This is a genomic window from Salinibacter altiplanensis (assembly GCF_002894645.1).
Taxonomy (GTDB): Bacteria; Bacteroidota; Rhodothermia; order Rhodothermales; family Salinibacteraceae; genus Salinibacter; species Salinibacter altiplanensis.
Genome location: NZ_NCQY01000027.1, coordinates 1 through 9,996, shown reverse-complemented (window position 1 = coordinate 9,996; position 9,996 = coordinate 1). Strand labels below are relative to the sequence as shown.

Below are 9,996 nucleotides of genomic sequence, written 5' to 3'. Positions count from 1 at the left end.
TCGCGCCGGACCCGCACCGACACGTCGGCGCTGTAGGCCCGCTCCGGATCGAGGTCCGGGTCGCCCACCTGAAAGGCCGCCACGCCCCCGTGGACTCCGTTAGCGTACAGCTCGAAGATACTCGGAGCGCGGAAGCCGCTGCTCAGATTCGTAGCCAACGCGATCCCGTCGGCCACCTTCACGTTCGCCCCCAGCGCGCCGGACAGCGTAACGTACTCGTTCTCCAGCGCATCCGAATCGGTCGTCCGATCGTTCGGCTCCGCGTCGATGGTGCGAACGTCGCCCCGGATGCCTGCATTCAGGGTCCATGGCGCCAGGTCAATCTCCTCGAACGCGAAGAGCCCTACGTTCCAGGTGTCGGCGGTCGGCTGCAGTTCGGCCAGGCCGCGTGTATTCGCGTCTTGACGCTGCACCTCCGCCCCGAGGGTGCCGCCCACAGGCCCGATCTCGGGGTGGACCACCTCCAGGCGGCCGGTGTAGATGTCGGTTTTCAGATCCAGCGGGTAGTCGAAGTCGTTGAAGCCACCGTTGTCGTCGATGAAGTCAAGGGTTTGCTCCCCGTTGGGAGCCCCACTCTGTCGAATCGAGGTCTGCAGGCTCAAGCGAGGTCGAATGACGAAGCCATCGGCCACGAGGTTGGCCTTCGCCACCAGGTTTCCGTGCTCCAGGTTCTGCCCGAGGCCATCGGGCGGGTTGTTCGCATTTCCCTTCGGCCCGCCGGTGGGAAGCAGGAAATTGTGGCGGTTCACCCAGTAGTCGCCGTAGAGCTGCACGGTCCCAAAGTCCCCTTGCGTGCCAACCTGCGCGTAGCCGTTCCATTGCTCAAAGTTGGTGAACGGGATTTCATCGGTGTACTTCGGATCGCCGAAGGTGCCTTTGTTACCGGTGTCGAAGAAGGTCGCCTCGTCGGGCGCGGTGTAGTTGTCGGCGATCCGCCGCTCGAACCCGGCACGGACGCCAACCGGGCCCCGGGCGCCCTGAAGGTCGAGCCCCACGGCCCGCTCATCATTGTTGGTGAAGTACTGCGAGCGAAATTTGCCGCCAACCCGAGATTCGCCCAGGTCGGCGGTCGGCGCGTCCTTGGTGAGGACATTGATCGCGCCGCCGAGGGCGTCGGAGCCGTACTGGATGCTGCTGGGGCCCCGCACCACCTCAATGCGCTCTGCCTCGTTCGAGGAGGTGGTGGGGAAGTGGCGCACGCCGAACTGGTAGTACTCCTGCGCGATGCCGTCTTTCAGCACGCGGATGCGGTTGCCCGAGAGGCCCCGTAGGACCGGCTTGCCCGCCTGCGAGCCCGTTTTGATGGACGAAACGCCCGCCACGCTGTTGGACAGAAGGTCGCCGAGGGAGGCGCTGCGATTCACGTCGAGGTCCTCCTCATTGAGTACATCGACGCTCTGGGGGGTGGTGAGGGTACTGCGAGCGCGGGCCGTGCCCGTCACGGTCACCCCCTCGGTTTCCAGCACGCGCGACTGGAGCGCCACGTCGACCTCAGCGGTTTTTCCGGCGGCCAGCGACACCTCCTGCACGGCCGTCTGGAACCCGACAAACCGGTATTCCAATGTGTGGGTGCCCGTGGGCAGCCGGTCGAGGCGATACTGCCCGTCCGGCCCCGTCGTCACGCCACGCTGCAACGTGGGATCGACGACCTGCACGCCGGGGAGCGGCTCGCCGTCGGGCGTTGTCACCTGCCCCGCGACGGCACCTCGGGTCTGCGCGGACGCGGGATCAGCAAACAAAACGAAGACGCACAAAAGCGGCAGGCCCGCGCACAGGAGACGGTTCTGGTTTGCACTGCGCTGGAGAATCGATGGAAGGACCATAGGGAAGGTAGGGGGCGCGGAGAAGACGGCGACGGAGCACGTAGCCGGCAGACCGGTGACTGCTGATGCGTGGAGGGGAGGGGTGACCAAAGACGATCCCTACGGATGGAACCCTACCGGTGGCACCCTGCTGGGGGTACGACACGGCCCAGGGAATCTGAGACCAGGGTCTTGCCGGACAGGTCCCGCGCCGGACTCGTCCGGCTGATCTTCTCACACAGAGTCCTCACGCGGAGAATGTAGTTTGCCCGCCCGCACGCGGATCAGCAATGGAATCATCGCGGTTGACGCTGCACTAGTTGTGCCGGTGGTGCGGAATTGCGGGCTGCCAGGACGGGAACGGATCCGAGACGGACGACGGGGCATCGAGATAAGTCTCTTCCTCGTCCGCCGTCATAAGGCAATCCTCCAGTTTGGCCCGCATCTCAGCCTCATCCACATCCACTCCGATAAAGACAAGCTCCTGTTGCCGGTCGCCGTAGACCTCATCCCAGCGGTCCAGGATGCGCTCCTGTTGACGAGGGTCCTCGGGCCACTCCTCCTCTGGCCTTGAAGCCCACCAGTACCCGGCGGGACGCTGCTCCCGCATCCGCCCAGCCTGAGACAGCTCGCCGACGATGTCGCTGCGCGTGGCGAGCCAGAAGAACCCCTTCGCGCGGATCACGCCCGGCCACTCGCTCTGAAAGAAGTTCCAGAAGCGCCGGGGGTGAAAGGGCCGCCGCGCCCGGTAGGTGAAGCTCGCGATGCCGTACTCCTCCGTCTCCGGGACGTGCTCGCCGTCGAGCTCTTTCATCCACCCCGGCATCGTCTGGGCCGCCTCGAAGTCAAACGCCTCCGTGCCAATAATTCGGTCCAGCGCAACCTCGGAGTGCTGCGTGGGAAGGATCGTGGCGTCGGGGTTGAGCGTCCGCAGCACCTTCGTCAGAAAGTCGACCTCTTCGTCGGAGACGAGATCTGTCTTGTTGACCAGAATGACATTGGCAAACTCGATTTGATCGGTGAGCAGGTCCACCAGCGTCCGGTCGTCGTCGGGACCGGTGTCCTGATCCCGGTCCTCAAGCAGATCGGTCGAGTTGAAGTCCTCGGTGAAGCGAGCCGCGTCGACGACCGTCACCATCGTGTCGATTTTTGCGATCTCGGACAGGGTGTGCCCGAACTCGTCGGACATGTCGAAGGTGACGGCCACCGGCATCGGCTCCGAGATGCCGCTCGACTCGATCACCAGGTGGTCGAACCGGCCGTCGTCGGCCAACGCCTTCACCTCGGTGAGCAGGTCCTCCCGCATCGTGCAACAGATGCAGCCATTCGACATCTCGACCAGGCTTTCTTCGGTCTGCACGAGGTCGGACTGGTCCTCGACGAGGGAGGCGTCGATGTTGACCTCCGCCATGTCATTCACAATGACGGCGATGCGCTGGTCCTCGGCGTTGTGCAGAATGTGCTGGAGAAGCGTCGTCTTGCCGGCGCCGAGGTAGCCGGACAGGACGGTGACAGGAAGTTTATTACGCATAGGAGTGACAACAAGTGGGAGGAAAGAACGCTGCGACGAGGAGGCTCACCTCGCGCGAGAGATCGCTTTGCTTCCGCAATTGGCCTGGCGTGTGAAACTGGCTTCGCGCAGGAGGTCGGCTCAGCGCGAGACGGCCTTGCAGGCGCGGTGGCGGCGCCAGTTCTGCACGTGCCCGCCGATGAGCAGGGCACTGCCGGCGATCGTGATGAGACGCTCGCCGATGGGACCCCAGAGGGCATGTCCCCACCAGGCACCGACGAGCACCAGGAAGCCGCTCCCGAGCAACGCAGCCGTTGCGATGCGGCCTGTCCGTCGGGCGCGGCGCATCGCGCCCACGATCACGGGCAGGAGAAGCGCAAGGAGCGACGGATGCACCCAGGCATTTACGGCCTGGAGGGTCGGCCACAGCGGCAGGAGCGACATCACCACCGGCGTCAGCAGGCAGTGCACCACACACAGCCCTGAGAGACCGATGCCGAGGCGATCCCAGTCGATCCAGCGAGCGAGCATCCGATCAGCGGAGGGCATTGCGAAGAATCTGAGTCAACACACTCTGGTACACACTAAAGTATGTATGACAGTTCCTCCGATCCCGGACAGGCGCCGTTGGCCCTTCCGTAGATCATGTTTTCTTCATGTTTTCCTCCCGTAGAAGCCCATCGCGGAGCGGGTCTCTTCCCCCGTGCAGCCTCCAAACAGGGGGCTCCCCTTCCGCATCGTGTGTATGACCCGAGTCATGCCGTCGGGCGCTCCTCCGCACAGCTCGGGCAGTCGAGCCAGGTCTCGGAGGGGATCTGCTGCAGGGCGTTCGGGCTGGCCCCCCGCTCGAACACGGGACGAAAGAGCACGTCGCCCTGCTGGTATTCCGTGCCGCAGGAGTGACAGGCCGCTTCCGCGTCGAGGCGCGTGGGCGAATACCCCGTAATGACCCACCCGTCGTGCCCGGCGTGCGAGGCGAGACTTTCGAGGGCCGCGCGCACGGTGCGTGACTTGTTGCCCTCGTAGTAGCGGTCCGCGAGCGAGTTGAGGAGGTCGACGGCATCCTCGTCCAGCGTGAAGTTCAGCCGCTTCATGAAGAGAATCGGGATTGTGTGCGGAAAACTCCGGAACGATACACGGAGACGTGTGTGCCGTACTACACACGCACCGATGGGAACTGGTCCCACGGAAACGAAAGTCTCGATTGAAAAGCGACGAGGAGCCTCGCCCCGCGACGGATGTCCCATGCCCCCCTCCGCGCAGGGCCGACACTGCTTTCGACGTGCTGAAAACCCACATGCCGAGAACCCTCCGCTGACGGGGCGCCGAGCGCCGCCTAGATCGTGCCTTCAGCAGCGGTGCGAGCTCACCCATCTTCGGCAGTGCAAGCCGGGCACGGACGCAGAGAGAGGGCCCGGGCCCGACCGGAAGAAGTGAAAGCGCGGGCGAAACGCCCTGATGGTCTCCTCCCGCCGCGCACCGGCATTTTCGTTTGCCGCTACTTCGTTTGTAACTACCCCTTGCTTTTTACCACTCCTTGTCTTCTTGAACGCCTCTCCTAAGACGCCACGAGTCCGGAGTCAATCCGAAGAAAAAAGTCAATCCGAAGAAAAATGCTGCGCCCTCGCCGGGCTCCCTCGCCAGACCACTGGGCCGATAGCCCATCTTTTCCGCCGGACTCCGGCAGAGAAAACCACAGCGACGACATCCCTCACGACGCTCATCACCCCCTGCGCAGTTCATCGTCTGCGCCAGGGCTTCCACCTGCTGAGCTTTCACCTGTACGCCTGCAACCTTCAATAAGTCTGCGACCTGCAAATCCATGATAAGCACCCCCGGTACCCCCAAAGGACTTCGCGGCCTGTCGAGCGTGTTTTCCTTGTCGAGAGCGCTTGTCTTGCTGATTTTCACCTGGGCGGCCCTTGGGGCCCTGCCTTCCCAGGCCCAGGAGCGTGGGGACGGCGGGCGACAGATCTCCCCGATCCCGGCCGACAAAACGACTCAGGGAAGCGTCACCGTCGACGGCACGCAGATCGACTACAACGCTGTCGCTGGCACGATCCCTCTCTTCAGCGGCGAGCGGGACACGACCGCTCACATGTTCTACACGGCCTACGTCAAACGAGAGGTCGAGGACGACTCCCAGCGCCCGGTCACGTTCCTGTACAACGGCGGCCCGGGGTCGGCCACAATGTGGCTGCACATGGGCTCTCTCGGCCCGATTCGCGTCGCCAGCGAGGACACCTCCAACGTGGGCGGCGCGCCCTACCAGCTGGTCGAGAATTCCAACAGCTTGCTCGACGTGACCGACCTGGTCTTCGTCGACGCGCCGGGGACTGGATTTAGCCGCCTCAGCCGACACGGGGAGCCGGACCAGTTCTTTGGGGTCGACGAGGATGCCGGCGCCTTCGCAGACTTTATTGCTCGGTTTTTGACCAAGCACGGCCGGTGGAACTCCCCGAAATACCTGTTCGGGGAAAGCTACGGCACGACCCGCTCGGCGGTGCTGGCCAATATGCTCACCACCGAGAAGAACGTGAGCCTGAACGGAATCATCATGCTATCCCAGATTCTGGACTACACCAACTCGGTGGACTACCCTCAGCGCAACCCGGGCAACGACCGCCCTTACCAGTTGGCGCTGCCGACCTACGCAGCCACGGCGTGGTACCACGACGAGCTTCCAAGCAAGCCCGACGCGCTGGAGCCGTTCCTGCAAGAGGTAGAGGACTTTGCGATGGGGCCCTACGCTCGTGCCTTGTCGAAGGGCAATGCGCTAAGCGAGCAGCGCTTCGAGGAGATTGCCCAGCGCCTCCACGAGTACACCGGGCTCTCCGTGAGCTTCCTCAAGAAAGCAGACCTCCGGATCGGGGGCGGCGAGTTTGGGAAGCGCCTGCAAGCGGACGAGGACGTCACGACAGGCCGCCTGGACACCCGCTACGCGGGCCCCACGATGGACCCGCTGAGCCAGCGCTCCAGCTACGACCCGTACACCTCCGGCATCAGTGCCGCCTACGTGTCGCTCTTGAACCAGTACATGCGGGAGACGCTGGATTACGGGCACAGCATGACCTACCGCCCAGCCTACCGCCAAGACTGGAACTTCGATCGCGGAGGATTTGGAGTCGGCATGAGCGTAATGCCGGACCTAGCGGAAACGATGAAGCAGAATCCGGAGATGGACGTGCTGCTGACCGGCGGGTACTACGACCTGGCTACCCCCTACTACGAGGGCGTCTACGAGATGCAGCACCTTCCGATCGGCGACCGGTTGCAGGAGAACATTTCCTACGAGTTCTTCCAGACCGGGCACATGCCGTACGTTCGCCCCGAGACAATGCCCCCCCTCCACGACACGTTGGCCGAGTTTATCGAACGGACCGATACTGTTGAGTGAAATATCTTGCGTGAGACATCTTGCGCGAAATGCCTTGAGCGAGATGTCTTGCGTGAGATGTCTTGCCGGCGGAGCGTGTGCCTGGAGTTGACCCGATAAGGCTCGCCCGACAGGGTTGACCCGGCAAAGTTGACCCGACAAAGTGGGCAGTCGAGGGCTCCCGTGCCGCAACGGGTGAACTGAGTTCCTCAGATTGCGAGTGATCGCGTACGTGGTACTGACCCTCGCAGCCCTCCGGTACCGTGCGCTCTACCGGCAAGAGGGGGCCAGCGGTGGAGTGAAGCCGATCGGGGCCGCTTTGGATTTTCGGGTCCGCGTTTTGTGCGCTCATCCCTCATGCGCTCGCATCTCCCTGCCCCACATCATCGGCCAGGACAAAGAGAATGCCCGAGGGGACCGGGAGAGGGAGGTTTCGGCGAGCAGCCTCCAAGGATGGTGGCACAGAGGGCGCGCCGTACTCTGGTCGGAGAACCGTTTCCGGCTGTATGATCTCACCGGCCTCCATCGCCCACGCGCCAAATCTCGCAGGGCATGAGGCCGAGTTCAGTCTCCTGGCCTTGTCAAGTCTGCATCCCTGTGAACTGCTCTCTATGCTCTCAAACCAGTCATGTCAAACCAATCATGTTGGCAACCGCCTCCATTTGATGGCAAAAGAAAGCACCGCGCTGTGATCTCTTCTGGCTGAGGGAAGCGTCTCCTCAAGCGTCTCCCGTTCCTTCGACCAAATTCCCCGCCCCACCTGTGAGCGACACCTACCACGACCGTCTTCGATCTGAAAAGAGCCCTGGAGAAAGCGACGCGCCCTCCCGCCGTGACTTCTTGAAGACCGGCGTCCTTGGGACCCTGGCCCTCGGCACCGGCGGCATGGTCGGCACGGCGAACGGGCAGCCCCGCACCGACGTGTCGAGCATCGAGGCGCCCGGCGACGCCAAAAACATCATCTTCCTGGTGAGCGACGGCATGAGCGCCGGCACCCTTACGATGGCGGACCTGCACCTCCGGCGCCACCACGGGCGGCGATCGAACTGGCTGCGTCTCTACGAAGAGGGGCGCGTGCGGCACGGACTCATGGACATGGCCTCGGCCAATTCGATTGTGACTGGCTCCGCGGCAGCGGCCTCATCGTGGGGCTCCGGCCACCGCGTGTTCAACGAGACGCTCAACATGAGCCAGGAGGGGGAGAAGTACCGGACGATCCTCGAAATCTTTCGCGACGCCGGGCGAGGTACCGGCCTCGTCACCACCACCCGGATCACGCACGCTACCCCGTCGGGCTTCGGCATCAACATGCCCGTCCGGTGGAACGAAGACAAAATTGCCGCGCAGCACCTGGAGCGCGAGTACGACGTGCTGATGGGCGGCGGGGCCCGTCACTTCGACCCCGACCAGCGGGAAGATGGGCGAGACCTCCACCAAGAGTTTGAGGAAAAGGGCTACACGGTGGCCCGGTCGAAGCAGGACCTGAGGGACTGGGGGCACGAGGGCTCTGTTCTCGGAACGTTCTACGACACGCACCTGCCCTACGCCTTAGATCACCAGAACACTCCCGCGCACCAGGAGCAGGTGCCGCGCCTGCCCAAAATGACCGACGCGGCCCTCCAGCGCCTCTCGCAGAACAACGACGGCTTTCTCCTGCAGGTGGAGAGCGGACGGGTTGATCACGCGGGGCACGAGGACGACACCGGCGGCCTCGTCTACGACCAAGTTGAGTTCGACGAGGCCATCGGCACGGCGCTCGACTTCGCCGAGGGCCGCGACGATACGCTCGTCATCATCGCCACCGACCACGGCTGTGCCAACCCGGGCCTCAACGCCGCCGGCGACCGCTACAGTGATTCGCCCAAGATGTTTGACCGGGTTGCGGACTTCCAGTACACCAACAGCTGGATCCTCTCGGAGCTCGACGCGGACAGCACCTACCGGCAGATCCAAGACCGGGTGGAGGAGGCGTGGCAGTTCCCGATCCGGCGCGACGAGGCCGAACTGATCCAGGACGCCTTGCAGGGCGAGTACCAGGCGGCCTACCGCGAGAAGAGCGATCCCGACCTGCTACTCGGGGCCATCCAGGCCAACTACACGTCGGTCAACTGGGTCGGGGGCGACCACACGGCCGACTACGTACAGCTCGCCGCGATGGGCCCCGGCAGCGAGGCGATCGGCGACTTCACGCGCAACACGGACCTGTTCGACCTGATGGTGGAGTCGGCCGGGGTGCGAGACTACGCGCAGGGCTGAGAGCGAGAGGGGCGGGGGCAAAAGAAGGCGACTTCGTTGAGGGATTCTACAATCCCCGTAGGTTGCCCTCGGCCCTCGACCACCAATCACCCGTTAACTGCGAAGAGAAGTGCTTCCGAGAACAACCACTCCCTTCGGAGCGTCTCCCCCCTGTCGCAGCATAATAGTCTGGGACTGTCCACTTTATCGGGGAAGCTCCAGTCGCCGGACAGGACAGTGACGGGGAGCTTGTGGTTCATGCTGAAGAAGGGACTTTGGGCGTGAGACGTACGACGGACCCGTAAACCGGCGTGGACCGACGAGCCGGCAAATGGCCGAGCCCAGCCGGTCCACGGTCGGAACGGGAATGCGTCAGAATGGCGTCGATGCGCGGGTGGCTAGAACGGCACCGACAGGCTCACGCGCAGGTCGCGACCCGGGGACAGGGCGTAGCCCTTGTACGTGTCCAGGAAGTCGCGGTAGTCGGTGTCGAACACGTTGCGTACCTCCACGCGGAGGGAGGGCTGTGTACCGAGGCCGAGCGCGAAGCGGCTTTCGGCGGACGCGTCGACCGTCGTGTAGGCCTTCGTGGACGCCGTGCCAAACGGGGGACCGAACCCTTCGTCAAACTGCGAGAACGGTTCGAACCGCCCCGCCGCGTCCTTGTCGAAGCCGCGTTTCAGGTCCACCTCGATCCGCGGGCTGCGGAGCGGCCCCTGCCCGTTGGGCGTCAGGTGGACGAAGCCCTGCACGTTGTCGGCCGGAATCAACGGCAGGTCGCCATCCCCCCCGTCGCTGCCGAGCCCGTCGCCGGTTCCGCCCAGGACGGTAAACTGCCCGCCCACGTGCAGCCACGGCCGCAGCTGCGTTTCCACCTTCGCCTCAAGACCGGGGATGACGGCATCGGTCTGGCTAGCGGCAAACTCGGGCAGGTTTCCATTCGGCCCCTTATTGCCCGTGTTTTCCAGGAAGATGTAGTCGTTGATGGCGTTCACATAGCCGGTCACCTCGGCGGTCAGGCGATCGCGCCGGACCCGCACCGACACGTCGGCGCTGTAGGCCCGCTCCGGATC

8 protein-coding genes are annotated in these 9,996 nt (G+C 64.0%); 2 read left to right on the top strand and 6 right to left on the bottom strand.

Features of this window, described 5'->3' with window-relative positions:
• The 5 genes from B7R93_RS11995 to B7R93_RS15550 all read right to left on the bottom strand — a co-directional run.
• Window positions 1–1,823: TonB-dependent receptor (locus B7R93_RS11995; RefSeq protein WP_103021003.1), on the bottom strand; the 1,823-nt coding region annotated here is incomplete at its 3' end.
• Between the two features lie 295 nt (window positions 1,824–2,118).
• Window positions 2,119–3,333 (bottom strand): GTP-binding protein, encoded by a 1,215-nt coding sequence (locus B7R93_RS11990; protein ID WP_103021002.1) that lies wholly within the window; start codon window positions 3,331–3,333, stop codon window positions 2,119–2,121.
• 120 nt (window positions 3,334–3,453) lie between these two features.
• Window positions 3,454–3,861: a MerC domain-containing protein gene (locus B7R93_RS11985; RefSeq protein WP_103021001.1), complete on the bottom strand. Its 408-nt coding sequence runs from the start codon at window positions 3,859–3,861 to the stop codon at window positions 3,454–3,456.
• Window positions 3,862–4,067: 206 nt separating this feature from the next.
• A complete protein-coding gene (locus tag B7R93_RS11980; RefSeq protein WP_103021000.1) occupies window positions 4,068–4,406 on the bottom strand; it encodes a hypothetical protein in 339 nt (112 codons plus the stop codon).
• Between the two features lie 433 nt (window positions 4,407–4,839).
• Window positions 4,840–5,136, bottom strand: coding sequence for a hypothetical protein (locus B7R93_RS15550; protein WP_232798379.1), 297 nt, complete (start codon window positions 5,134–5,136; stop codon window positions 4,840–4,842).
• 73 nt (window positions 5,137–5,209) lie between these two features.
• Between B7R93_RS15550 and B7R93_RS11975 the strand changes: the two genes are divergently transcribed.
• Together B7R93_RS11975 and B7R93_RS11970 are read left to right on the top strand one after the other, a co-directional pair.
• Complete coding sequence (locus B7R93_RS11975; protein ID WP_198598671.1) at window positions 5,210–6,709, top strand: S10 family peptidase; 1,500 nt, start codon at window positions 5,210–5,212, stop codon at window positions 6,707–6,709.
• A 741-nt stretch (window positions 6,710–7,450) separates the two neighbouring features.
• Entirely contained in the window at window positions 7,451–8,944 is a 1,494-nt protein-coding gene (locus B7R93_RS11970) for an alkaline phosphatase (protein WP_232798378.1), read from the top strand.
• Window positions 8,945–9,321: 377 nt separating this feature from the next.
• On the opposite strand, the gene B7R93_RS11965 is transcribed toward B7R93_RS11970, so the two are convergent.
• On the bottom strand, window positions 9,322–9,996 hold a 675-nt coding region (locus B7R93_RS11965; protein WP_157942287.1), incomplete at its 5' end, for a TonB-dependent receptor.

Bases quoted from the DNA above. Each gene is read 5' to 3' on its own strand.
- B7R93_RS11990 (WP_103021002.1), bottom strand. From the start codon at position 3,333: ATGCGTAATAAACTTCCTGTCACCGTCCTGTCCGGCTACCTCGGCGCC.
- B7R93_RS11985 (WP_103021001.1), bottom strand. From the start codon at position 3,861: ATGCCCTCCGCTGATCGGATGCTCGCTCGCTGGATCGACTGGGATCGC.
- B7R93_RS11980 (WP_103021000.1), bottom strand. From the start codon at position 4,406: ATGAAGCGGCTGAACTTCACGCTGGACGAGGATGCCGTCGACCTCCTC.
- B7R93_RS15550 (WP_232798379.1), bottom strand. From the start codon at position 5,136: ATGGATTTGCAGGTCGCAGACTTATTGAAGGTTGCAGGCGTACAGGTG.